The 24,790-nt window shown below is 47.0% G+C and carries 24 protein-coding genes; 5 read left to right on the forward strand and 19 right to left on the reverse strand.

Translation table 11 applies throughout. The features are described 5' to 3' along the window. Position 1: 1 nt before the first annotated feature. The 6 genes from ACRRSW_RS20805 to ACRRSW_RS20830 form a co-directional block, all read right to left on the reverse strand. Complete coding sequence (locus ACRRSW_RS20805) at positions 2-208, reverse strand: hypothetical protein (protein ID WP_432455652.1); 207 nt, start codon at positions 206-208, stop codon at positions 2-4. Between the two features lie 210 nt (positions 209-418). Next, the gene (locus ACRRSW_RS20810; protein ID WP_432460335.1) at positions 419-1,618 is read right to left on the reverse strand and encodes an ABC transporter permease; all 1,200 of its coding nucleotides are present in this window, start codon (positions 1,616-1,618) and stop codon (positions 419-421) included. Further along, complete coding sequence (locus tag ACRRSW_RS20815; protein WP_432460336.1) at positions 1,615-2,832, reverse strand: ABC transporter permease; 1,218 nt, start codon at positions 2,830-2,832, stop codon at positions 1,615-1,617. The genes ACRRSW_RS20810 and ACRRSW_RS20815 overlap by 4 nt, the downstream gene beginning before the upstream one ends. After that, positions 2,819-3,514 carry an ABC transporter ATP-binding protein gene (locus ACRRSW_RS20820; RefSeq protein ID WP_432455649.1) on the reverse strand — a complete coding sequence of 232 codons (696 nt, stop codon included), beginning with the start codon at positions 3,512-3,514 and terminating at the stop codon, positions 2,819-2,821. The genes ACRRSW_RS20815 and ACRRSW_RS20820 overlap by 14 nt, the downstream gene beginning before the upstream one ends. Then, a complete protein-coding gene (locus tag ACRRSW_RS20825; protein WP_432455648.1) occupies positions 3,507-4,631 on the reverse strand; it encodes an efflux RND transporter periplasmic adaptor subunit in 1,125 nt (374 codons plus the stop codon). Before ACRRSW_RS20825 ends, ACRRSW_RS20820 begins: the two co-directional genes overlap by 8 nt. Positions 4,632-5,029: 398 nt before the next feature. After that, the gene (locus tag ACRRSW_RS20830) at positions 5,030-5,983 is read right to left on the reverse strand and encodes a hypothetical protein (protein ID WP_432455647.1); all 954 of its coding nucleotides are present in this window, start codon (positions 5,981-5,983) and stop codon (positions 5,030-5,032) included. 573 nt (positions 5,984-6,556) lie between these two features. Between ACRRSW_RS20830 and ACRRSW_RS20835 the strand changes: the two genes are divergently transcribed. Continuing rightward, entirely contained in the window at positions 6,557-6,982 is a 426-nt protein-coding gene (locus ACRRSW_RS20835) for a DoxX family protein (RefSeq protein ID WP_432455646.1), read from the forward strand. Positions 6,983-7,383: 401 nt separating this feature from the next. On the opposite strand, the gene ACRRSW_RS20840 is transcribed toward ACRRSW_RS20835, so the two are convergent. Both ACRRSW_RS20840 and ACRRSW_RS20845 read right to left on the reverse strand, forming a co-directional pair. Then, positions 7,384-8,175 (reverse strand): helix-turn-helix transcriptional regulator, encoded by a 792-nt coding sequence (locus tag ACRRSW_RS20840; protein WP_432460337.1) that lies wholly within the window; start codon positions 8,173-8,175, stop codon positions 7,384-7,386. A 3-nt stretch (positions 8,176-8,178) separates the two neighbouring features. Beyond that, complete coding sequence (locus tag ACRRSW_RS20845) at positions 8,179-8,715, reverse strand: YbhB/YbcL family Raf kinase inhibitor-like protein (RefSeq protein WP_432460338.1); 537 nt, start codon at positions 8,713-8,715, stop codon at positions 8,179-8,181. A 448-nt stretch (positions 8,716-9,163) separates the two neighbouring features. Between ACRRSW_RS20845 and ACRRSW_RS20850 the strand changes: the two genes are divergently transcribed. Then, positions 9,164-10,570, forward strand: a complete 1,407-nt coding sequence (locus ACRRSW_RS20850) for a PocR ligand-binding domain-containing protein (RefSeq protein ID WP_432460339.1) — start codon at positions 9,164-9,166, stop codon at positions 10,568-10,570. A 70-nt stretch (positions 10,571-10,640) separates the two neighbouring features. Here the strand turns inward: ACRRSW_RS20850 and ACRRSW_RS20855 are convergent, their stop codons facing one another. Beyond that, positions 10,641-11,546: a LysR family transcriptional regulator gene (locus tag ACRRSW_RS20855; protein WP_432455642.1), complete on the reverse strand. Its 906-nt coding sequence runs from the start codon at positions 11,544-11,546 to the stop codon at positions 10,641-10,643. Between the two features lie 100 nt (positions 11,547-11,646). Between ACRRSW_RS20855 and ACRRSW_RS20860 the strand changes: the two genes are divergently transcribed. Next, positions 11,647-12,441, forward strand: coding sequence for a TSUP family transporter (locus ACRRSW_RS20860; protein WP_432455641.1), 795 nt, complete (start codon positions 11,647-11,649; stop codon positions 12,439-12,441). A 54-nt stretch (positions 12,442-12,495) separates the two neighbouring features. Here the strand turns inward: ACRRSW_RS20860 and ACRRSW_RS20865 are convergent, their stop codons facing one another. From ACRRSW_RS20865 to ACRRSW_RS20875, 3 genes are all read right to left on the reverse strand, one after another. Beyond that, the gene (locus ACRRSW_RS20865) at positions 12,496-13,041 is read right to left on the reverse strand and encodes a DUF2301 domain-containing membrane protein (RefSeq protein WP_432460340.1); all 546 of its coding nucleotides are present in this window, start codon (positions 13,039-13,041) and stop codon (positions 12,496-12,498) included. Between the two features lie 21 nt (positions 13,042-13,062). Beyond that, positions 13,063-13,593, reverse strand: a complete 531-nt coding sequence (locus ACRRSW_RS20870) for a hypothetical protein (protein ID WP_432455639.1) — start codon at positions 13,591-13,593, stop codon at positions 13,063-13,065. A gap of 152 nt (positions 13,594-13,745) precedes the next feature. Next, the gene (locus ACRRSW_RS20875; RefSeq protein WP_432455638.1) at positions 13,746-14,636 is read right to left on the reverse strand and encodes a LysR family transcriptional regulator; all 891 of its coding nucleotides are present in this window, start codon (positions 14,634-14,636) and stop codon (positions 13,746-13,748) included. Positions 14,637-14,732: 96 nt separating this feature from the next. Between ACRRSW_RS20875 and ACRRSW_RS20880 the strand changes: the two genes are divergently transcribed. Together ACRRSW_RS20880 and ACRRSW_RS20885 are read left to right on the forward strand one after the other, a co-directional pair. Next, positions 14,733-15,692 carry a nitrilase family protein gene (locus ACRRSW_RS20880; RefSeq protein ID WP_432455637.1) on the forward strand — a complete coding sequence of 320 codons (960 nt, stop codon included), beginning with the start codon at positions 14,733-14,735 and terminating at the stop codon, positions 15,690-15,692. A 454-nt stretch (positions 15,693-16,146) separates the two neighbouring features. After that, positions 16,147-16,674 carry a GNAT family N-acetyltransferase gene (locus ACRRSW_RS20885; RefSeq protein WP_432455636.1) on the forward strand — a complete coding sequence of 176 codons (528 nt, stop codon included), beginning with the start codon at positions 16,147-16,149 and terminating at the stop codon, positions 16,672-16,674. 72 nt (positions 16,675-16,746) lie between these two features. Here the strand turns inward: ACRRSW_RS20885 and ACRRSW_RS20890 are convergent, their stop codons facing one another. The 7 genes from ACRRSW_RS20890 to ACRRSW_RS20920 form a co-directional block, all read right to left on the reverse strand. After that, the gene (locus ACRRSW_RS20890; protein ID WP_432455635.1) at positions 16,747-18,093 is read right to left on the reverse strand and encodes a class II 3-deoxy-7-phosphoheptulonate synthase; all 1,347 of its coding nucleotides are present in this window, start codon (positions 18,091-18,093) and stop codon (positions 16,747-16,749) included. Positions 18,094-18,369: 276 nt separating this feature from the next. Continuing rightward, positions 18,370-18,975, reverse strand: a complete 606-nt coding sequence (locus ACRRSW_RS20895) for a GNAT family N-acetyltransferase (RefSeq protein ID WP_432455634.1) — start codon at positions 18,973-18,975, stop codon at positions 18,370-18,372. Between the two features lie 176 nt (positions 18,976-19,151). Next, entirely contained in the window at positions 19,152-20,288 is a 1,137-nt protein-coding gene (locus tag ACRRSW_RS20900; protein ID WP_432455633.1) for an ABC transporter ATP-binding protein, read from the reverse strand. Position 20,289: 1 nt separating this feature from the next. Further along, positions 20,290-21,630: a GH1 family beta-glucosidase gene (locus ACRRSW_RS20905; protein ID WP_432455632.1), complete on the reverse strand. Its 1,341-nt coding sequence runs from the start codon at positions 21,628-21,630 to the stop codon at positions 20,290-20,292. Between the two features lie 4 nt (positions 21,631-21,634). Next, entirely contained in the window at positions 21,635-22,486 is an 852-nt protein-coding gene (locus ACRRSW_RS20910; RefSeq protein ID WP_432455631.1) for a carbohydrate ABC transporter permease, read from the reverse strand. Position 22,487: 1 nt separating this feature from the next. After that, entirely contained in the window at positions 22,488-23,489 is a 1,002-nt protein-coding gene (locus tag ACRRSW_RS20915) for a carbohydrate ABC transporter permease (protein WP_432460341.1), read from the reverse strand. Between the two features lie 49 nt (positions 23,490-23,538). Then, entirely contained in the window at positions 23,539-24,786 is a 1,248-nt protein-coding gene (locus ACRRSW_RS20920; RefSeq protein WP_432455629.1) for an extracellular solute-binding protein, read from the reverse strand. Positions 24,787-24,790: the final 4 nt, after the last annotated feature.

The raw sequence follows: 24,790 nt of genomic DNA on the forward strand, positions 1-24,790 counted from the left end.
ACTACCAGCGGATAAAATAAGGGAGCACTGCCAGTAATAAGCCAACCAGCAATAACATACTCAGGCTGGACACAAAATAAGGCACAATACACAAGGCAATACCAACACATAGCGGCACGATTGCCTGCTGCTTTCTGCCATAACTAAAATAGCCGATACCGATAGCGCCAAACAGCACCCCCCATATCATCATCGCGCTACTATCCATCAAATCTCCTAATGGCTAATCATAAAGCGAGCAACCAAAACGAATAGCTGAAAGCTAAAATACTGCTTTTAGCAATGCACAGCAATCACGAATGCCATACAAATCAACTGAACGGGTGACCGATTAATCAATCATATGCAAAGCACAAACTCACCAGCGCTAGCGGTGCGTCCAATTTTTTATTGAATGCGCCAAAGCAGCAACCAATACTTATTCGTTACGCAGCGCTTCCACCGGATCTTGCTGCATGGCCCGCCAAGCGGGCAGTACTCCAGCTATCAGACCAACCCATACACATAGCAACAATGCGAGCAGCAAATAAAGAGGATGAACCACCAAAGGAAGCTCTGGAGCCAAGGCATGAACACTTAGTTGCACGGTAAGCAACAGCGCCAGGCCAACCAGCCCTCCGCTTAATGCCAAAGCGATCGCCTCGGCCAAGAACAACAGTAAGATCGTAGCACGCCGAGCCCCAAGCGCACGCAGTAAACCCACCTCTGGGATCCGTTCTTGTTGAGCAATACTCATGATGGTGAAGATCCCCACTGCACCAATGAATAAAGAAATTGCCCCCAGACCTCCGATGGCAGCCTTAATGATGCTGAGGATCTTATCCAGGCTCGCCAGCATGTCTTGCTGAGTATACAGAGTAAAATCTTCGCGACCATGGCGCCGAAACAACCGCTCAAAAATCCGCTGTTGCATGACTGTGGCAGGGATATCGGGGCGGTAAACCACATCCACCTCCATTAAGCTCTCGCGATTGAAGATAGCCAGCGCATGCGCGGCCGGAATATACACCACATCATCCAAATCAAAGCCAAGAAATTGCCCCTTTGGCTGCATCACACCAACAATGCGAAAACGGCGCTCACCCACCCGCAGAAACTGCCCCAACGGCGCAGCGTTAGGAAACAACTCCACAGCTAGCTTACTGCCCAATACGGCCAAGTTTCGCGGGCGATGACTCTCATCCGGCGGCAAGAAACGCCCCTGTTCGATACTAAAATGCCAAGCTTCGGCGGCTTGATAACCCACCCCCAGGATGTCGCTGTTACGGCTCAGCTTGCCCGCTTTTAGCTCCCCAGTACCCGAGGTGACAGGCACCACGGCTACCACGCCTGCCAGCCGTCGCAAACTTTGCGCATCGGCCAAGGTTAAGGGACGCACGGTACTGATCACCCCACCAGACAGCCCCTGAGTGGTCACTTTTCCGGGCGTAACGGCGATCAGGTGCGAACCAAACTGAGAGAAGCTGTCTAAAAGGTAGAGACGCAAGCCTTCGCCAATCCCGGTTAAAGTGGTAACGGCAGCTATCCCAATAGCAATACCAAGCGCACTAAGCAGATTACGTAGACGCCCTGACAAGAGGCTGCGCAATAACCAAAAAAACCAATCCCCCACTCTCATTGATGACTCCCCTTCAAACTTTCCACTGGCTTCTGGCGGGCGGCTTGATTTGCCGGCAACAACGCAAACAGTAGGCCGATCACCACGGCGCTGAGCAAGGCGCTGGCGGAAGCCCACAGCGGAACCTGTACCGGAAAGTCCGGGTAATACCAAGCCAACAAGACCACCGCCGAATATCCCACTAGCAGACCGACGATGCCCCCACCCAATGAGAGAAGCATTGCTTCGCAGAGGAACAGGCGACGCACCGTGCCATTACTGGCTCCTAAAGCTTTTAGCAGACCAATTTCGGCACAACGTTGATGGGTACTAATCAGCATAATATTCATCATCATGATACCGGCAACAATTAAGCTAATAGCGCCAATCCCAGTCACGGCTAGCGTGAGCGTAAACAAAATTTCGTTGAAAGTGGCGAGTAACGAATCGGGACGCAGCAGAGTCACATCGGCCACCCCTTGATGCCGTTCGGCGATCACTTGCAGTAGTAAAGATCCCTGCGCGGCTAAGTCCTGCGGTGTGAGCGTTTGAACAAACAGACGATACAGACCGGGAGCATTAAATAAGGATTGAGCAGAAGCCACTGGGATCAGTACCGTCTCGTCAAATTTAAGCCCCATATTGCTACTCTCGCTAGTAAAGGTGCCAATGACTCGAAAGCGACGATTATCCAAGCGGATCCATTGTCCCAAAGGATTCGCTTGAGCAAACAATTCTTGCGCCAGAGTCGCGCCGAGTACACACACCGGACGAGCACTTTCAAGCGGAATATCGGGCAGCGTTTTACCACGCAACAAGCGCAAACGGTGAGTGGCGAAGATCTCGGCTGTGCTCCCCAGAATCATCGATTGACGATTGCGACTAGCAAATTTTACCTCACTAGCTCCCAGCACCAGAGGCGCAACTCGCAGATGAGGGATGCGACGCTGGATATGCGCCATATCAGCCAGCGTCAGATCTCGCAGGCTAGTGCCCGTCACAGGCGGCATACCACCCGTTGTCTCCTTACGCCCAGGTAAGATGATCAGCACATCTTTGCCTAAAAATGAGAATTCCTGCTCTACGAAATTACGCGCCCCTTGCCCCAGGGCGGTCATCATCACCACAGAGCCAACACTGATGGCTATCGCTGCCAATAACATTACCGCCCGTAGCCGTTGCCGTTGCCGTAACAAAGCAGCGAGCGCATAGCCGATGGCGTCAAGCAAGCGCATGCGGAGTCACACCCGAGTCTTGAATAATCGCACCATCGGCCATTTGCAGCATTCGCCTCGCTCGCTCACCAAGGCTAAGATCGTGAGTCACAACGACCAAGGTGATCCCGGTCTCTCGATTTAAGCGTTCCAGCAGCTCAATCACCTCACCACCGGCGTGGCTGTCGAGGTTACCAGTCGGTTCGTCAGCCAATAATAGGGCCGGGTTCATCACCATGGCGCGCGCAATTGCCACGCGTTGCCGCTGACCACCAGAGAGTTGCTCGGGTCGATGCTCAGCACGGGCAGTTAAATCTAACTGACTGAGCAGCTGGCTCACCTTTTGTTGGCGAATATGGGGAGTAATCCCCGCCAATATCAACGGTAGTTCGATGTTTTCCATCGCCGTGAGACGAGGAACTAAATGAAAGGATTGGAAAATGAACCCGATCGCGGTACTTCTAAGATAAGCCAGTTGACGCTCGTTCATCGCGGCGGTGTCTTGCCCTTGCAGTTGATATTGCCCACTATCAGGACGATCCAATAAACCAAGCACATTCAGCAAAGTGGATTTTCCAGAACCCGATGGCCCCATCACTGCCACATACTCCTGCGCTTGAATGGTCAAGTTGATTTGCTTAAGACCATTGATCAACTGCTCTCCCAATTTGAATCTGCGATCTACCTGAGTCAATTTAATCATCGCCGCTGACCTGCATTCCCGGCTGATATTCAACCCGAGCCGCTTGACGAACAATCTGCTGACCCTCGTGCAACCCCGAAAAGATTTCCTGCCAACTCCAGTTGCTCAGTCCAAGCTCAGGTTTAAGCGGCTTCAGGCTATTATTTTCAAACAGATAGACCACGCCTTCAGCAGTGATGGCTTCCGTCGGAATGCGCAGTACCTGTTCGCGGCGCTGGATCTCGATCTCCAAGTCAGCGCTATAACCAATCAGTAACTGAATATCGCTCGGCAATGCCCCTAGCTCCACTTCCACCTCCACGGTGCGAGCCTGTTTCTCCAAATCGAGAACATAGGGAGCAATACGACTTAGGCGAGCAGGAAAAACTTGCTTTGGTAAGGCATCGAGCAGCACATTCACCGCTTGTCCGACCCGTAATTTGGCTGCGTCGACCTCGTCAATGGGAGCTGAGACATACAGGCAACTAACATCAATCAGATCGATAGCAGGCAAGGTCGCGACCCCCGGCGGAGAAGGCGTAAGATACTCGCCTAGCTCGCCATTCACTTCCGCCACAATGCCACTGAAGGGTGCAAATAAATGGGTTTGTTGCAACTGAGCCTCGGCCAGCTTAAGCTGAGCGCGCGCTATCAGCAGCTCCGTTTCACTCGCCTCACAGTTTAAGGCACTGGTAGCAGCCAAGGTATCGGCCCGATCAATACTCGTTTCCGAGGTCAGCGCATGCTTTTGTAGCGGTTGTAAACGCCGTGACTCTCGTTGCTCGAAGCGAGCCTGCAAGCAAGCTAACTGGGCGTGTTGCTGGGCCAAGGTAACACGAGCCTGAGCTTGCTCTTGCTGCGCCTGCAGATCTTGATCCCAGAGTGCCAGCAAAGGCTCGCCTCGCTTGACCCGATCCCCCTCTCGAACATGCAACTCAGCGATCACGCCACCCACCGACAAAGCTAAACGCGCTCGCTGGCAAGAGTTAATAGTACCGGCGCGCGTATTAACCACCGTTTCGATCACATCGCCAACTTCCACCCGAACCAAAACCACTGACAGTGGTTTACTGCGCAACCACCAAGCAGTGAAGATGAGCAGTGCGACAATCAGCAAGAGCGTGATAATTTTCTTCATCAGCGGTGCGAAACCCTCTGCATAAAACCATGTAATAAGTGTGGTCAATAAACGCCAGAAGTTCGAGTGTCCTGTGAACATAAGTGACACGAGAGGGTGTGATATTTGGTAAATAAAGACAGGCAACAATAGAGAAACCCAAAAGGCCTCAAAACTTATCGGTTTGCACAGCACTGGCATGTGCTATCACCAAATTAGATAAATTCAAAACGACCCGGCTGCAACCAGCATGATCAAATACGGATTTAAAGTTCCAAATTCTATTTTCGCTTGGATATGGATGATTCGACTTCACGATTATAAGTAAAACGCTCTGCGAGGAATCGCGTGCCAGATATTGTAGTACCGGAAGCCAGAGAAGAGCCGGCTAGCCGACGATACGAGCCACCTTTATATAACTACTTTCTTTCTCTTCTTGGCCGCTTAGATCGCCTATCCACTATCGATTCAGCAGCCACTGTCGGCCGATTTGGGCTGGGTTGGTTTAATCTGGCAACGACCCCCACAGTGGAAAAAAGGCCATACTTTTTCTCAAAGTGATTTAAGCTTGAGACCTGTCCCGAAGTATTACTAAACTGATCAGACATATTCTGTGGGTTAAACACGACGCTGCCGAGTGAGCTCGGCAGTATTCCCTTAAATAGATGCTGCTTGCCTTTGCCTGAAACCCCAACCTGATTAGCGGCTTTATTTTGGTCGACATTAATCACTTCGGAACGTGTCGCTTTTTTATCTTCCTCCACCACCGATGACATTAAAATTTCACGAGTAGTTTTATTCTCTACGTCAAAACCACGAATAACCGGGCCAGCATCCCCCCATGCATTCATTCTTTGACTAGCGATTTTTTCCCGTGTAGCAGTTTGGCTGTTGATAAATAACGAAGGGGCCTGTAATTGAAATTGATTACGATTTTTACGTGCTTTATGAGCTTCTAGTGCTGTTTTCATCGAACTAAAGCCGGAACTTTTACCTTTTGCTTTTTTTCGTTCTTGCATAATTCTACCAACATCAGCCGCCTGCTGCGCAATATTGAATGATTGCTTAAGATCCGATTTAATGTGCTGTTCAGAGTAGCTGGCTACATAGTATTGCGCTCTTTGAGCATCCCCAAAATTGATCCAGGTTTGCTTCGTGCTCCCTTCAACAGGAGTAATTTTCCCCCCTAGACCTTCATGAATATCTTTATAGGCTGAACCCGGTTTTGCTGGTGCAAATACCGTGGTAAAGGCGCGTTGCGAGCCTTCCTTATTCCCAGGAGTTAAATGACGGTCATCAACATTAACAAGCTTTTTATTGGCGACAATCCTGCCATCAATTGCGTGGGCAAAAGGTCTAATCGGCTTATCCATTTATATCTATTCCTCGCTATATTCATGCTTTATATAGACATCATTCCCCTAGGTGAAAGCGTCGACCGACTGCATATCTTAAGGGTTGGTAAAACCAGAACCACCCTGTTGGTTCTATAGCCATAACAGAACCGACGATCACATATTTAAAGCTAGCACACTTTTTATAGGACTCAGGTTCACAAACAACCACCGAGGCCGTTTATTGCGCTGACGACGCTAAAGAGCAGCCGACTTCCCATGACAGTATTTCTGCGATAAACAAAACATACAAGCTCCCAAAGAACAGCTAGCCACATGTTGGATGATCAGACCTTCGCAATCACCAAGGCGTGATATGCGGTACTTTTGCTCCCTCTCCAAACAGTCGCCAGCTCCATTTTAAATCAGACCATAGCCCTTCAGCAGTGCGAAACTAACGCTCACGGCCCCTTGATCGCTATCTAATTTGAGAAAGATCTAGATCAAGATTCAAACAAATATCATTGGCATTAGTATTTTTATATTAAATAAACATAAAAAACCGTGGTATAACAATACGATATGTTTTTGTTAGAGACACATTAGGAGTAAATGATGTACCTTTTAGATAAACTTGAGTCTTGGTTCGATTTTCCAAACTTAGGAAAATTGGTGTTGCGTGTCAGTTTCAGTGGCATGCTTTTGCTTCACGGCATCCATAAAATAATTGCAGGCACCGGATTTATTCAAGGACTGTTCGTTAACTTAGGCTTACCAGGCTATTTTGCTTACGCCGTATTTTTAGGTGAAGTTGTCGCGCCAATCCTTATTATTTTAGGGATTTATACACGCGTCTGCGCAGGCATAACGATAGGAACCTGTCTAGTGATCATCGGCCTGATGCATATAGATGACTTTTTCACTCTCACTCGTACAGGCGCTTGGTCAGTCGAAAGTATTGCCACATATTTATTTGCTGCAATAACCCTACTGCTAATCGGCCCCGGCAAATATGCGCTGCGTCCTGACGCTAGATAATATGCTCAGTCAATTCGCTCGTCTTAGGCGAGCGAATCAAAACCCCCGCTTATCGCATGAGTAAACGAAACATTTCGACAACACTGCATACTCAACAACTAAATTTAAGAAAAAAGCTAACAAGCTTGTAGTTTCCAAACCAAATGCGTGGCCTCGCTAGGTAAGTCTCTGGTGGTATGACTTACGGCTCACGATATTGCATTTTGCTTTATCCACGATGCGAGCTATCGGTTTCGCGGTAAGCATCCAATAACTGAAAGCGCAAAAGATTGATTCTGATTTAGGCAACGATACCAACCACATATAGTCATCAAGAGTCGCGGCAAATAAGATTCTTTTGAAGCCAATGTTCCCTAAACGTTGACACACTCCCACCATCATCTAAAGCGCGCAGTGCCGGTTTATTCAATAAGCGCTAAGGTGTCTCGATATTGCTTTGGGCTTAAACCAAAATGTTCGGTAAAGCGCTGGCTAAAACGACTCTGCGAGAGATAACCACAAGCAATAGCTAGCTCTAATTGATTGGCAAGGCCAGCTTGCATTAAGCCAAGCGCATGATTCATTCGTAGCTCGCGCAATAATACTCCAAACTGAGTATTTTCCGCTTTTAAGCGGCGGATTAAAGTCGCCCGACTAATAGCAAAATGCTGACAAGCATCGTCGATCAGGCTTGGCGCTGCCAGATTTTGTTGCAAGAACCGACATAACTGCTGGCTAAAACTGAGCACAGCAGTGGGAAATAGCAAATGCAGCGCCCCCTCCTCGGCTAACTGCTGGTATACGCCAGCAACCCAATGACTCTGCACCGCATCACTGATTAAACTGAGATCGATCGCACTCAGTGACAATAATGTTTGCTGCATCGCAGGACTAAGGGTGACCACAGGGATGAAACGCTTAGATACCGCCAAGCTACGCTTTAACATCGACGCTTCGGGGGCAATATGAAAACAAAACTGCGTCGAGTGAAAGCACTGCTCAAGGGGCAGGTTGACAAAGGTAAAGCGCTCATGGGCCGCCACAATGAACAGATGACTAGCATCCAAATCCAACGAGCCTTGGCGATAACTCAGCTGCTTAGTGCCCTTACGTACCCAGATAATACTGGGTACTAATAAGGAGACATTACGTAAACGCTGCTGATAAACGCCCTGATAATACACCACCTCCAAGGCCTTACTCGCTTTCACCATTTGTTATTCACGCACATAAGTCGCAGTTAACTTGGCCTTTGCTAAGGCCGAAGCATTAAGCTTGTAGCCAGCAACAGCCTGACTAGCATTTACATCAAGTTTAAGCGATTCGGTCGGCAAGGCCCATAGGGTAAACACATAGCGGTGCATACCGTGCCCCTTGGGCGGACAGGCACCTCCAAAACTGGCACTGCCATAGTCATTGTTCAATTCAAGACCACCCAATTTTTTAATATCAACCCCCGCAGCGAGTTGTCGAGTGCTAGCTGGAATATCGATAGCGATCCAATGCCACCAACCACTGCCCGTTGGCGCATCAGGATCATAAACGGTCAGAGCAAAACTTTTGGTGCCTTCGGGAACGTCTCGCCAATTCAGCTGAGGCGACTGATTTCCCCCATTACAACCAAAACCCTGATACTCAAATTTGGCATCCATTTTTTTCCCTTCCGCAATATCTGGGCTACTCAGCTGTAAGGCTTGACTACTCATCGAAAGCAAACTCGCCCATCCCAATAAAGCTAAACTGATATATTTCATCGCTTACTCCTGTATTAATGATTAACAACCTGAATAAGCATAGCCCAGCGGAAGGGATATTAATGGCCAATAAGTTTCAAATTTAACCAAAAATCAGACGAAGTTGATACTTTTAGTTAATAGGACTATTTCGCTTGATAGCGTGCTAGAAATACCAAGCTTTTAAAGCTTTAGAAACCATTTCACACCGCTTTTAGTTCGATAAAAACACCTTTATCTTGCGCCAATATCAAATAGCTTTCGCTTTAATTGTAAAAATTAGTCTTTTTTGACAAAAATAATTGTAAAAAATAATCCTATGTTTTTTATTGTGCGGCAAGCACTTGATTTTCATTAACATGATCAACAATCTACGACATCAGTATCTAAATTTACTATCGCCGATCCGTGCTCTGCTGCGCATTATATGAGTCCGGATAATACTTTAAAGAAGAGTTAGGGTAAGCTAATGTCGAATGCACAAATGATATTTTTTGGTCTTTTTTTTATTGTTGCAAGCTCTGTTGTCCGCTACTTTTACAAGAATAAAATTGCCTCCGCTAAAGAATCGACGCATGCCAATAAAATCCCTCCACATGCCTCTTTATCGATCGAAATAAAAACCATCGATGAACAATTAAAACACGTGAGTATTCAACCGAAGACCGCATCGACTCAAAATAACGCAAAGTATTCAGTGAAAGACCTAATTGATGTTGAATTATTGCAGCAAGTTCAAGATGCCTTTTCCAATGCCTTTGGTGTCGCCAGTATCACCGTTGATGATCAAGGTGCTCCAATCACAAAGCCAAGTAACTTTATGTCATTTTGCATGGAATTAAACCGCGGTAATCCTGAAGGTTTAAAATTATGTTGCCAGTGTGATGCGGGGGGTGGAACCTTAGCGGCAAACCTGTCGAAACCTGCGATATACCGTTGCCATAGTGGGCTGGTCGATTTTGCGGTGCCAATTATCATTGAAGATAAACAAGTGGGCAGTATCGTCGGAGGGCAAGTTCTCACCGAAGCCCCCGATCTCGATAAATTTCGAGCGCATGCTAGAAAACTGAATATTGACGAAGATAAATATCTTGAAGCCTTAAGTAAAGTGTCTATTATTTCACCCGATAAACTGATCTCTGCAGCCCAGCTACTTGAACTCATTGCCAAGGCTTTTTCTCAAACGGGATTAAAAACAAGAAAATTGCTCGATGCCTCCTTATCAGGCCTAAGTGAAATGACCAGCAGCATTACGCTGGTATCTAATTCTTCAAACCAAATAAAGGGAAGTTTGCAACAAGTCGCCACAAAATCCTCTGCGATGTCGAACACCGTAAAAGAAATTTCCGACAATGCCAGTAAAAGCCGAACCATTGTTTTGCAAGCAGTGGAAAAGGTGAAACACTCGACCAAACAAATGGATAATCTAGAATCCGCGGCACAAGAAATCGGCATGGTATTAGAGACAATTAGTAAGATCTCCAGCCAGGTCGATCTCCTCTCTTTAAATGCCGCGATTGAAGCCGCTCGGGCTGGAGACGCTGGCCGAGGATTTGCGGTCGTAGCCAATGAAGTGAAGCACCTCGCAGGCCAAACTCAGGATGCTTCTATTGATATTGGTACTAAAATACACGACATTCAACAAGCATCAAGCGATGCTCAAGCCAATATTTCACTGATTAATCAAGTCATCAAACAAGTTGATGATACGGTACTCGCCATTGAAAGTGCAGTTAAAACCCAAGCCAATATGGCAGAAGAAATGTCAGAGAATATTTTGCAGACCTCCACCGAAATGGAAACCGTAGATAACGACATGCAACATGCAGCCAGCGTGGCACAGAAGTTAACCACGAGTCTGGAACAGAGCTTATGATGACAGTGGCATGGCTATAAGCAAATATAAACACCGCCTGATGCCACCAGTCTGAAAACAGAGGCCCGCGCTAAGCAAGCCTTTGCCTAAGCTTTTCTTTTAAAAAATCGAGAAAAACGGTCACTTTTTTAGCTCGATGATCGCTATCGGCGGAAAGCAGGGCAACAATATCCGCCGCAGCTAAGCTGTAATCGGGCAATAGCGGCAACAGTTGCCCTTGGGCCAACTCTTTATTCACATCCCAGCCAGAGCGCAACATCAGCCCTCGTCCAGCAAGACACCAGTCTTTCGTCACTTGACCCACATTACTCGCCAGATGAGGTTCAACTCTGACCGAATGGGGCGTCCTGGTGGCGGTTTCAGTAAAACGCCACATGCTGGCATCCTCATCGTTTTCTCTGAGCACAATACAGCGATGCTGGGCTAAATCGGCTGGCTTGACGAGGGCCGGAGCCGTGGCGAGGTAGCTTGGAGATGCCAGCAATAATCTTTGATTTTGCGCCAAGACCACACGCTTTAATGATGAATCCTGCAGCGCGCCAATATACAACAGCAAGTCAGGACTCTGATGCACCGACCATTTTGGGGCATCAGACAGAATTAATTCAATCTCGGTTAAGGGATAAAGTTGTTGAAATTCGCCAATAATTGGCCCGATATGCTTTGTCCCTAGTCCCAGTGGTGCCACCAGCCGAAGATGGCCGGAAACGGTCAGTTTGTTGGTTGAAATATCCTCACTAATCGCTGCCAGATGAGTTAACAGCAAACGGCCTCTTTCCGCCAACAGCTGCCCTTCACTGGTCAGCGATATCGCTCGGGCGGTTCGCTCCACCAAGCTAACCCCTAGCTTTTGTTCAATCGTTTTGAGGCGTTGCGACACACTCGGCGGAGTCACATTCATTGTTCGCGCCGCCGCAGCCAAAGACCGACTGGCCGCGATAACGACAAAAAATTGCAGATCCTGAGAATTAAGCATTAAGCTTCACCTTAATGATGGAATAAAGATCTGTTAATTTAACTACATGCTTAGCCATGTTACAACTATTGCCAGTTATTCAATTATCATGGAAAAATCGATGCAAACCAGTCTACTTGCCGAGCTGAACAGCAATATTTATCTGATCTTGTTTGTGGTCGCGATTGTCGCGGGCGTGGTGGATGCAATTGCTGGCGGAGGCGGACTGATTGCCGTGCCAGGCTTGATGCTCGCCGGACTTCCTGCGATGACAGTACTAGGAACCAACCGCTTTCAGGCGGTGATCGGAGAGCTCACCACCGCCCTCAGTTTTTTATTGCACAAGCAATTGAACCTGAAGGGGCTGGGTCTGGGGATCGCCACTACTGCCGCGGGAGCCTTAGCGGGATCCTACTGCGTCAGTCTGTTTAATAAAGAGCTATTGGAAGTGCTGTTACCTGTTTTAATGTTGGCGATCACCGTTTATTCGATCCTGTCCAAACAATTAAAAACCAGTGCGGCCTCACCAGCCAAGCTCTCCATCACCCAATTTATGCTGATATGCGGGCCGATCATTGGCTTCTACAATGGATTCTTTGGACCCGGAACTGGCTCAATCTGGATGATAGCCTTTGTCATGTTATTAGGTCATACCCTCAAACAAGCCACCATGATGACCAAGCCCCTCAATTTAATGGGGAATATCATCTCGCTAGTGTTTTTCATTCATCTGGGAAGTATTGATTATGCTATCGGACTCACCATGGGGGTAGGACAAGTCTTAGGCTCACTACTGGGCAGTCGACTGGTGATGTCGCAAGGAAATCGACTGATAAGACCGGTATTTATCTCGGTTACGCTACTGATGAGCGCCAAGCTACTGTACGAGCAACTACCGCTCAATCTACTCGCCTAAGCGCAGTAAACCGCTTGTGCTTGGCAATACCAGCGCTGCGCTTGTTCACAGCGGCTACAATTGGTAATTGCTGCGCTTGCCAATATCAAAGTGCAGCGGCTGCTTGAGTTTCTGATAGGCAATAATCACGCAGCCAATGCTGATGAAACATAGCAAAGGCAGCCGCAATTGACTCCAGGGACTTAAATAAATTAACCAATCCGCCAGTAATACCGTGGGCAACCAACGCAGTAGACCTAAATCGAAGCAAAAGCTCTCTTTATAGACCAAGGCCGATACCACCACATAAAAAGCCCCCATCGCGAGGCTTGCCAGTAGCGGCCAATGCCATAGATAGAAAAGTAAACTTAACCAAAGTGCCGCCCATCCACAGGCTTGCACTAAGTAACGGATCGATTTGCTGTAAATATGTAAATTGTGTGCCAACAAACTACAAGCCGCGGCTAATAGCCATAAGGGCTGCCTAATGGCATGCTGATAAATACCGCTGTAAGCGGCCCAGACAAAGGCAAAAGCCAGCACTAGCCAGCCTAAGCGATAAGACAAGACACTCAATTTATCGATACTATCTAAGTTTTCCTGATGTTCGGTATTGGCCACAATACTGCCCTTATTTGCTTATCAATGACGACTTAAGTCGCGTGCTAAAATCAGCGCCAAGCCAATAATTTGTAGAAATAATGCTAAATTTCTCAAAGCTGAAATGGTCGCCATTTGCTCAGTATAACGACTGCTTAAATCGATATTCTGCAAATACCAATGATCAATGCGCTGGCGCAAACTATTTTGAATTTTATCAATAAAAAAGTCCAGACTCGCCAGATTATCCAAACTTATGGCCGAAATTTCCCCTTGCTCCAACCAATACTGCAAATCTTTAGCGACCAGCTGCTGTACATGAACGGGGATCGAGCGCTGAGTCTGAGCTTCACTCGCCAGCAGGCTATAGATCAGTTCTCGTTTGCGCTCTAATCCGTCAACTTGTTGCCAGGTTTGTCCGATTAATTTGTCATGCTGCTGCTGGCGTTGCACCATTCCATGGGCATCTTGACTGACCCGGTCAATATAAAAATTGGTCATTAAGGCGGCCACAATATTAAACAGCAAACCGATTAATACCACCCATTGGGTTCGCGTCAAAGCCCAGGCCATCTTCACTATCCTTAATCATTGAACGATGCTTAAGTTTAGCGACAGATTAACTAAAAGATCGGTCTTGCAGATAAATTGCTCACAAGCACGGTCGCGATCAAAATCACCACAGAGCCCAATAAACCCCGACCCAAGCTTTCATCCAGAAACATCTAATGACCGCCCAGCGGGATCATTTCATTGATAGAGACTGCATTGATAAACTGATCACGCACCCCGTCCTGTTGGCTATCGTTCCAAATTAAACCGACATCCCAAACAGCATCAGGACCATGAATCGGGATTAAACGGATATTATCTTGGCAGATGGTACTGGTACTTTGAGGAACAATGGTATAGCCGAGATCCGCAGAAACTAAAGTCAGCAAGGTCAGGATATCATTCGCCTCTTGCGTCGCTCTTACGCTAAGTTGGTTTGCACTAAAATAGCGCTCAATTTGAGTCGCTAAACCCTGTCCACGAGAAGGGCGCAGTTGTAGATAATTTAGCTTAGCCAATGACGCCAAAATATTAGATTCGTCGACCCTTTGACTGCTGTTCACCGCAATAGCCAAACCATCGGAAAACAGCTGCATGCCTTTTAAAGGCGGCTTAATATCCGGCAAACGGTTAAAGCTCAAGTGCAAGTCACCATCGAGCAAAGCCTCCACTTGGTCCGATGAAGGGAGGTCATTTAGCGTGATATGAACATGGGGAAATTGCTGCTTAAATTTAGCGATCAGTAAAGGAGCCTGAAGATAAGTTGAAATACCAAAACCAACCTTTAAATGGCCATACTCACCTGCAGCAACACAACTGGCCAAACGCTCGAAACTTACAAATCGAGCGGTGAGGCTTACAGCTTCCGGCAAAAGGCTTGCGCCCGCTTGAGTCAACTCGGCACCATTCCTTCCGCGAGTAAACAATGCCACCCCAATGCTCTCTTCTAAGCGTTTAATTTTTTTAGTCAATGCTGATTGACTGATAAAAAGGCGAGCCGCAGCGAGCGTGTAATTTCTATCTTTTGCAAGCTGACAGAAAGCCTGAATAAGATCGATATCCATTCCATTTACTCATCAATAGTTGAGAATTATTCATTATACGGAATGAAATGAAATTTCTACACTTACTCATCCCGTTTGTTTTAGAAAGAGGTCAACATGAAAGATCTACGCGTCGCTTCCGTCCAGTTTAATCATAAAGCCGATGATAAATCCTTCAATCTATCGGTGATACAAAACTATGTCATCTCGGCAGCAGCACAAGCTGTAAAAATCATCGTCTTTCCAGAAATGTGCATTACTGGCTACTGGCATGTTTCTCAGTTGAGTGAAGACGCGATCAGAGGGCTAGCAGAACCCGTTCCGCAAGGACCAAGCTGCCAACATTTATTAGATTTAGCCAAGCGATATCAGATGACTATTGGCGCAGGCTTAATTGAGTTAGCCGACAATAACCAACTATTTAATACCTATGTGATGGCAATGCCCGATGGTCGCCTAGAGAAACATCGAAAACTACATACCTTTATTAGCCAATACATGTCGAGTGGCGATCGTTATACTGTTTTCGACACTCCGCACGGTTGCCGTGTCGGTATCTTGATCTGCTGGGACAATAACTTGGTTGAGAATGCTCGAATCACGGCCCTGATGGGCGCTGACATTCTCATTGCGCCCCACCAAACTGGCGGCTGTAACTCGCGCAGCCCTCAAGCCATGGGGCTCATCGACCCACAACTTTGGCATCAACGTAAACAAAATCCACATGCGCTACGGGCTGAAATGCAAGGCAAAAAAGGACGTCAATGGCTGATGCGTTGGTTACCTGCTCGGGCGCACGACAATGGAATGTTCCTGATATTTAGTAATGGCGTTGGTTTAGATTTAGATGAAGTACGGACCGGCAATGCCATGGTACTGAACCCATATGGAGAAGTGATTGTTGAATCTGACAAGATCGACAATGACATGGTTGTAGCCGATCTAAAAGGCGATGAATTGGAAATGTGCACCGGTCGACGATGGATCCGCGGACGTCGCCCAAGCTTATATCATCCCATCTGCGAAACCACTGATGACCAACTAAATCCATATGCAGCGAGGTTTCAGGAAAACTAACGAAACAGAACCGTGGATCGGCGCTTGCGTCAGCCGCTCCACTGGTATTCAGTGCCCATAGAAAACCACTCGCGCAACCCCATATGGCTGGTTTCCACCAGATATGTCAAGTTGACAAACATCGTCCATTTAGGAAACATGTGCAACTTAAAACATGACGCGCAAGATCAGTATTTTTCTACTTTTAACCTCTGTTTGAATCAGCGATTCATCTCAAATAATTCGCCTTTACAGAAAGCCATAACAATTAAAACGGGACACACAAAAACAGGTCATCGTTTGGTGCAAAGTCAAACGGCATCGATGAAATTTTTGAAGCTTAACTGCAATTTGTAGAGCCGACTGATTCGCCCAACCAGTCCATCTTCAGCAGTTAAATAACCTTGCTACTATCGTCGTGCCCCACGACCAACCCAGCGCTCTTTTGCGAGCCTTAAAAATTAGGAGTTAGACGGTGTTATTTTTAAGAAAACCAAAGCCAGAGGATGCTGAATCGATCAAAGCGCTCTATCAAGCAAGCACTTCGCTTCATCAGCCATGGAGCTATCCACCAAGCAACTATGCAGGTTATCTGGCAGATGAATATCGCTATTTTCTCTGTCTCACAGAGAGCGGTGATATTGTAGGAACCTTCAATATTTCTGGCGTGGTAAGAGGCTATTTTCAATCTGCATATTTAGGCTACGAAGTATTCATGCCCTATCAAGGAAAAGGGTATATGACGATTGGTATAAGACTATTACTAGAAGAAGCTTTTTTCCAACTGAAGCTACATCGCTTGGAAGCCAATATTCAGCCCGAAAATACAAGCTCAATTAAACTGGTATCAAAAGCGGGATTTGAGAACGAAGGGTATTCGAAGCATTATTTAAACATTGGCGGATTCGGCTGGAAAGATCACCAGCGCTGGGCCATCGTTAATCATCAATGGTCAAGCGGCGAATCTAAAAGCAATAGAGCAATCAATCACCATCGAGGCTAAAACGGCGCATCTAAAATCATTCAAAGCAGACAAAAAAGCCACCCATAGGTGGCTTAGTCTAGCATCGCTGGTTTAGCGAGCCGCTTTAATATGATCCGCAATTAAAAACGCCAGCTCCAAAGCCTGATCGGCATTTAAGCGGGGATCACAATAAGTATGGTAGCGCTGCGCCAAGTCGTGTTCGGTGATTTGGAAAGCACCACCAACACATTCGGTGACATTACGACCAGTCATTTCAAAATGCACGCCGCCCGCGTAAGACCCTTCGGATTTGTGGATCTGGAAGAACTGTTGCACTTCGCGTAATACATCATCGACTCGACGCGTTTTGTAACCATTCGGAGCTTTAATGGTATTGCCATGCATTGGGTCACAGCTCCAGACCACATTTTTACCTTCGCGTTCTACCGCTTGAATTAGTCCTGGAAGATGATCCGCTACCTTGTCGGCCCCCATCCGAACAATCAGGTTTAAACGGCCTGCTTCGTTCTCTGGGTTAATAATGTCGATAATTCGTAATAACTCTTCAGGATCGGTGGTTGGCCCTGCTTTTAAGCCAATTGCATTTTCCACACCGCGCAAGAATTCGATATGAGCATGATCGATTTGACGAGTACGGTCGCCGATCCACAACATATGCGCCGAACAATCGTACCACTTACCAGTTAAGCTATCACAACGGGTTAAAGCTTGCTCATAGGGCAGAAGTAAAGCTTCGTGCGAAGTATACAAAGTAGTTTCACGCAGCTGCGGAGCGGTCGCCGGATTAATACCACAGGCATTCATAAAGGCTAAAGACTCTTCGATGCTACTCGCAATACTTTCGTAACGCTCTCCTAAGGGACTTTTTTTGATGAAATCCAAGTTCCACTTGTGAACTTTATTCAAGTCAGCCAAACCGCCTTGAGCGAAGGCTCGTAGCAAGTTGAGCGTTGACGTTGATTGATTGTAGGCGCGTAACATCCGCTCTGGATCCGGCACCCGGCTCTGTTCACTAAAACCGATTTCATTAATGATATCGCCTCGGTAAGAAGGCCAGCTCACCCCATCTATGGTTTCCATATCGTCACTACGCGGCTTGGCAAATTGCCCGGCAATACGACCAATTTTCACCACCGGTTTTTGACCACCAAAGGTCAAAACTACTGCCATTTGCATTAAGGCTTTAAAAGTATCGCGAATATGACTGGTTCTAAATTCGTCAAAACTTTCGGCGCAATCGCCCCCTTGCAACAAAAACGCTTCACCCTGAGCTACTTTTGCTAAATCTTTACGTAGCGCTCGCGCTTCACCTGCAAATACCAACGGTGGCTGGTCGGCCAAATATTGCTCGGTCTGTTGTAGCTTTTGTTGATCAGGGTAGGTGGGTAATTGTTTTACTGGTTTATCTCTCCAGCTTGAGGGTGTCCATTGCGTCATTACTGTTCCCGAGGATGTACTAAAAATACCCATAATAGGCATTATCCCGCACATGAAAAGCGCTAATTTCATTTTTTTTAATCATAGAAGTGAGTATCTATGCCGATGATTGAATAAAAAACCTCACAACACAGCAGTTATCAACAAAAACTGAATGATTGTTAGTTTAATTCTCTAATCTTTTTAGATAATGCCACAGCTAGCGCTGATTAGCCGCGCATATCAAGCCGTTTCACTGTGGCTATAGAAAAACCGTCGCCTCACCCAATACGGCCACTACCCCTGATAAACACCCAGTTTATACTGCAAAGATTGCTTTACCGTTGGCCATTCTTGTTGAGTAATCGAAAATACCACGGTATCGCGATAACGACCTTGGGCATCGATACTATGCTGTCGCAACACGCCATCTTGTTTTGCTCCAAGCCGAGCAATCGCATTACGTGAAGCATGATTATGCCAGTGAGTTCGAAACTCGACCGCAATCGAGTCTAAGAGCTCAAAAGCATAAGTTAGCAATAACAACTTACATTGGGTATTGACTGCCGAACGTTGATAGCTTTTGGCATACCAGGTGTAACCAATTTCTAAGCGGCGGTTGCTGGCATCCGCATTACAAAATCGAGTCGTCCCAATCACCTGCTTGCGGTGTTTATCAATCACCACAAAAGGCAAGGCTCGCCCTGCCTGTTGTTCGCCAAAGGCAGTTTCAAGATAATCATCGATCGATTCAGCGTTGGGTACCGAGGTATACCATAATTGGCTCAACTGGCCATCCGCTTCAGCGGCCAATAAGCCTGCTTTATGTTCAGCCTGCAACGGTAACAATAAGACATCTTCGGCGGTTAATTCCGTTTCAGTCAAATACTCGGTATTGCTCATGATTGGGTCCCTTCATCATGTTATCCACAAGACAAGCATATTAAAGTAAATAGCCGATGATACAACCCACCAAGGTAGGGCAAAGTAGATACATCAAGGGAAGCACGAATGCTTCCCTTGGTAAATTCATTACTCCTCACGGCCTGCTAAACTCAACTCAGCAGACAGGTACAACATTAACCAACTGAAGCAAGGCCCGCTCCGGCAGTGTTTGGAAATACAGCCAAGCTGTGTCCCTGTTTTAAATCAAACAGGTGTAGCGAGGTCATATCCACCACAAGATCCAGTTTATCGCCCTCGAGAACAAAGCTTTCGCTGGCAATTTCCGCCTGCATTGGACAGCCCGCAAACTCGCAGTTGAGTAGCATACTGGCACCTAATAGCTCTTTGTCTAGCAGCGTCACTGGCAACTTACTGATGTCAGTATGCCCGACTCGCTCAGCCCGAACATGCAAATCGGTTGGTCGTAAGCCCAGCTCCACCGCCTGACCAACGCTTGCTTTCTCTTTGAAACGTTCCGGTAACGGTAGGTAGTGACCACTGCATTGGATCTGCAGCTGCCCTTCATGCTGCTCTATGGTCGCCGCAAAAAAGTTCATCGTCGGATTACCAATAAAACCGGCTACAAATCGGTTATTCGGTTTACAGAATACCTCTTCTGGGCTACCAATTTGCGAGATCACCCCCTTATCCATAATCACGATACGATCGGCCAGGGTCATTGCCTCAATTTGATCGTGTGTGACATATAAGGTGGTAACACCTAACTCGCGGTGCAAAGCTTTAATTTCGGAGCGCATTTTGCCGCGTAACTTAGCGTCGAGGTTCGACAAGGGTTCATCAAACAAGAATAGCTTGGGAGTCCTCACCATGGCACGTCCCATTGCGACCCTTTGTCGCTGCCCACCCGAGAGCGCCTTAGGTTTGCGCTGGAGTAAGGTTTCAAGATTGAGCATCTTCGACGCCCATTGCACCCGTTCGTCAATGTCTTGCTGACTCATGCCTGATAATTTCAAGGCAAAAGCAATATTTTGATAGACCGTCATATGTGGATATAAGGCATAACTTTGAAAAACCATGGCAAGGTCACGGTCTTTAGGATTCACCTTATTAATCACTCGCCCACCCAAGACCACCTCACCGGAGCTAATATCTTCTAAACCTGCAACCATGCGTAAGGTTGTCGACTTACCACAACCCGAAGCACCGAGCAAAACCACAAACTCGCCATCGGCAATATGCAGGTCAAAGCCTTTTACCACCTCAACGTCACCATAATTCTTTTTCACATTCTTAAAATTTAAAGTACTCATCTCATAATCCTTTACGCTGCGCGAGGAATTGCGCAAATTGCAATCCACTCTGCTTAATCGTGCGTTGCTGAGTCTGATAGTCGACATGGATCAATCCAAAACGTTTGTCGTAACCAAAAGACCACTCAAAGTTATCCATCAGACTCCAGGCATAATAGGCACATACTGGAACGCCTTGTCGAACCGCATGATCAACCGCTTGTAGATGACTTTGGAAATAGTCGCAACGCTGCTGATCGTTGACCTTGCCATCAATCACCTGGTCGTCAGATGCCATGCCGTTCTCGGTAATGATCACTGGTGGCAGCGAATAGCGTTGATGCAATGCAAGCAATAGATCGCTTAAACCTTCGGGGTAAACTTCCCAACCCATAGCGGTGCGTTCCACATCATCTAATTTGACCCAGCGATAAAGCGTTTCAGGGTCGCTCGTAACAACTCTGCGGGTATAGTAATTAATGCCAATGAAATCCAAGGGTTGATGGATCAGCGCCAAATCGCCAGGCAGAATTAACGGCCACCACTGTGGCCGTAGCTGACGCATTAATTCTGGGTAAGTCCCTTCCAGAAGCGGTTGAATAAACCAATGGGTATCCTCTGCATCAGCGATGACCACCGCCGCTTCATCACTCGGCTTAAGTGGGTAAGCCGGTGAAAAATTAAGCACAATGCCATGTTTGGCGTGAGGCGCATTAGCGCGCATTTTGGGCAAAGCTAAGCCATGAGCTAACAGCAGATGATGCACCGCCTGAAAACCACAACGATCATCTTTTACACCCGGCGCATGGATACCAATGCGATAGCCTAAAAATGCACTACATAGAGGTTCGTTAAAGGTGGTAAAACTGTCAACCAGCTCCCCCAGCTCTTGGGTTACCACTGCCGCATATTCGGCAAATTTGTAAGCGGTTTCCCGATTTAACCAACCACCTCTGTCTTCTAAATACTGCGGAAGATCCCAGTGATAAAGGGTAACGTTGGCTTTAATCCCAAGTCGTTTCAGCGCCTCTAATTGCTCTCGATAGAAAGCTAAGCCAGCGGGATTCACCTTGCCATCGGGCTGGGGGATAATCCGCGGCCAAGAAATCGACAAACGGTAACAATCTAAATTGAGTTGCGAAATTAACTCGAAATCTTCAGGCCAACGCTCATAGTGTTGGCAAGCGATATCGCCTGTATCACCATTAGCGACCTTACCGGGGGTTGCGCAAAAGGTATCCCATATCGAGTCACTCTTACCATCACGATGTCTCGCCCCTTCAATTTGAAAGGCAGCAGTCGCGGCACCAAATTCAAATTCAGGGCGATACAGCACACTGTCTGGAGCAAACTTAAAACTCATCTAATTATCCTTTTACTGCGCCACTTGTCATACCACTAATCATCTGCTTAGACGCAAATAGATAGACCAATACAATCGGTAATATCGACAAGGTGGTCCCTAACATCACCGCGCCCCAAGGGGTATTCGGCAGGCCCTGTACACTGCGCAAGGCGGTGGTCAACACGAAATTTTCACTGCTGTTGAGCGCAATCAACGGCTGCAAGAACATATTCCAGAACATCACAAATTGAACAATACCCACCGTTGCCAATGCCGGACGCATCAGCGGTAACACCACCGACCAATAGGTCCGAAATTCACCAGCACCATCTAACTTCGCCGCTTCCAATAGCTCTTTGGGGATCGAGGCCACCACATATTGGCGGACCATGAAAATACAAAAAGGTGTCGCTGTGAAGGGCAGCCAAATTGCCACGTGGGTGTCCAGCAGTCCAAGGAACTTGATGGTCAGGAAGTAAGGAATAATCCCCACCACTGGTGGCACCATCATTGAGCCTATCAGCATTGCAAACAGAACATTTTTACCCTTGAAGCGATATACCCCAAAGGCGTAACCGCCCATGCTACAAAATAGTAAAGAGATCGTCGTTCCCAGTACCGAAACATAGATGCTGTTAAACATCGCCGACCAGAAAGGCATCACCTCTATCATTCGCTGGTAGTTGTAACCGAGACTATCGCCGATGCTCATGATCAGCTCGGTGCTAAAAATAGTGCTGCGATCATGGGTTGATAATAGTGCCGACCAAATGAACGGAAACACCGTAAAAAAGGCTGAAATACTCAGCACGGTGACGAGTAAATACAGACTAAATTTCTTCAACCAATAGAAAAAAATATCACGCTTATCCATGTTAGTTGTCTCCCATACCCTGTTTACCAAAGAAGAAAAAGTGGACTAGGGTAAAACCACCAATTAGCAGGAACAATAACCATGAAATCGCCGATGCAGTGCCCATTTCCAGCCATTCCCAACCGACTCGATACAGATACATAGCAATCGTTTGACCCGATTGCCCCACGCCGCCGGTACCACGGGTAAGGATGAAGGGTTCTTCAAACAACTGCAGATTCCCGATGATAGTCAGGGTAGTGGCAAAGAAGATGAAAGGACGCAACATGGGCAAAGAGATATACCAAAATTGTTGGGTCGCATTCGCGCCATCGATCCGAGCTGCCTCATACAGGTCTTTGGGAATGGTCATCAAACCCGTGGTGTAGAGCACAATATTGAAGCCGGTGTACTTCCAAAACACCACAAAAGCAATTGCCGGTTTCAAGGTGGCTTTTTCTTCCAACCAACGGATCGGCATGTACTGCTCTATCCAGCCAAAGGCCCAAGAAAACATATCTGACTGAGCTAAGGCTAATAAGGCCTTGTTGATGATCCCCGAGTTAGGCGAATACATGTTGAAAAAGATCAACGAGACCGCCACCGTGGAGGTGATAAAAGGTAAAAAGAACGCCGATGTGAGCAAATGACGCGCCCGACTGCCCAAAGAGACCAAAATACAAGCCACCGGGATCGCCACCAAATGCTGAGCAAAACCGGAGGTTAATGCCAACCAAAAGGTGTTCTTTAAGGAACGCCATAACCATGGGTCGTCCAAGGCTAAAACGTAGTTCTCTAAGCCATTAAATTTCATGGAATCCAAGCCTGCCACCGGATTCCATTGGTGAAAGGAGAGAAACATAGAGAACAGTAAAGGGAATAAGCCAAATACCAAAAATAAAACCAGATAAGGGGCTAAAAATAGATAGGGAGCCAGCCGCTCTCGGCCCCCCTGTTCAAACCAATGTCGCAAAGTGCCAGTCCTAGGCTCAAAGCGAGTTGCATCTTTCGTTGTTGACGACATAACAATATCCCTAACAGCTTGGCCTGGAGTAGCTCCAGGCCAGATAGACTTACATTGCTTTTAAGCGACGTTGCAGAATACGATCAGCTTCGGCAAGTGCCGTCTTCACGTCTTTACCTTCATCCAAAACTTCGCCTAGAGCGGCATCTAAGATGATTGAGCGAGCCACTTGATCGCCCTTCGCTGGCTTAACGGGTTTCACGTTTTTAGCCACTTCAGCGAACAACAAACGAGCTTTTTGTCCATTGAGGAAGTCGATTTTTTCGTCAAACATGGGGTCGTCGTAAGTCGCAACTAATGAAGGGAAGGCAGCAATCGTTTTAAAGGCCTCTAGCTCCACATCAGGACGAGTCGCCATATACTTAATCAATGTCCAAGCTTGATCCTGCTTGTTACTTTGTTTGGGGATCACTAAGAATGAACCACCCCAGCTACCGTAGATGCCATCAGGCAGATTCGACACGCCCCATTTACCAGCGGTATCTGGTGCCATCCAGTTTTTTAAGTGGCCAAGCAACCAAGCCCCAGAAAGTTGGGTCGCCAAGGTGCCTTGTTTAAAGCCTTCATACCACTCGTTACTCCAAGCAGTAATTTTGGCATCCAGACCTAGATCACGAATTTTTTTCGCAGTTTCAAAGGCTTTTACAAAGCGAGGTGATTGCAGTAAGGATTTACCCTGGGCATCAAAGTAAAGCCCATTACCATCTTCAACCGTGGTGTAAATAATCGCTTCAGCAACATCGGCAGCCGACGCAATCAAGTAAACACCTTTCGGTTTTAACTTCTTACCGTATTCAATGTAACTATCCCAATCGTGGATCACCTTATTGATATCGGCACCCACAGAATCAGCTACATCACGACGGTAATACAATACCCCTGGGCCCAAATCCACCGGTATACCATATTGTGCTCCGTCCACGCCCTGACCCTGAGTCCACGCATAAGGTGCGTATTGGTCAGCTAAACTGTCGACATCATATTTTTCAGAGAGGTTTACAAACCCGCCCTTGTTTACGAAGGCGCCAATCCGACCCACATCGACCACCACCACATCACCAGCACCCGAGCCAGTTGCGAGATTGGTGGTTAACTTATTGTGATGGTCTCCCCAGTTGTTCATCACATAATCAACTTTCAGATCCGGATTTTCTTGATAGAACTTTGGCAATATTTGTTTTAAGCTACTATCGAAATCTGGAAAACCGTCGAAGCGGATTTCAGTTTGAGCCGCATTAGCCGTGCATGCCAAACCGAGTCCAAACAAAGCAGAGACTAGCAGTTTTTTCTTTGTCATCTTT

The sequence above is a fragment of the Agarivorans sp. QJM3NY_25 genome (genome assembly GCF_050870875.2).
Classification (GTDB): domain Bacteria; phylum Pseudomonadota; class Gammaproteobacteria; order Enterobacterales; family Celerinatantimonadaceae; genus Agarivorans.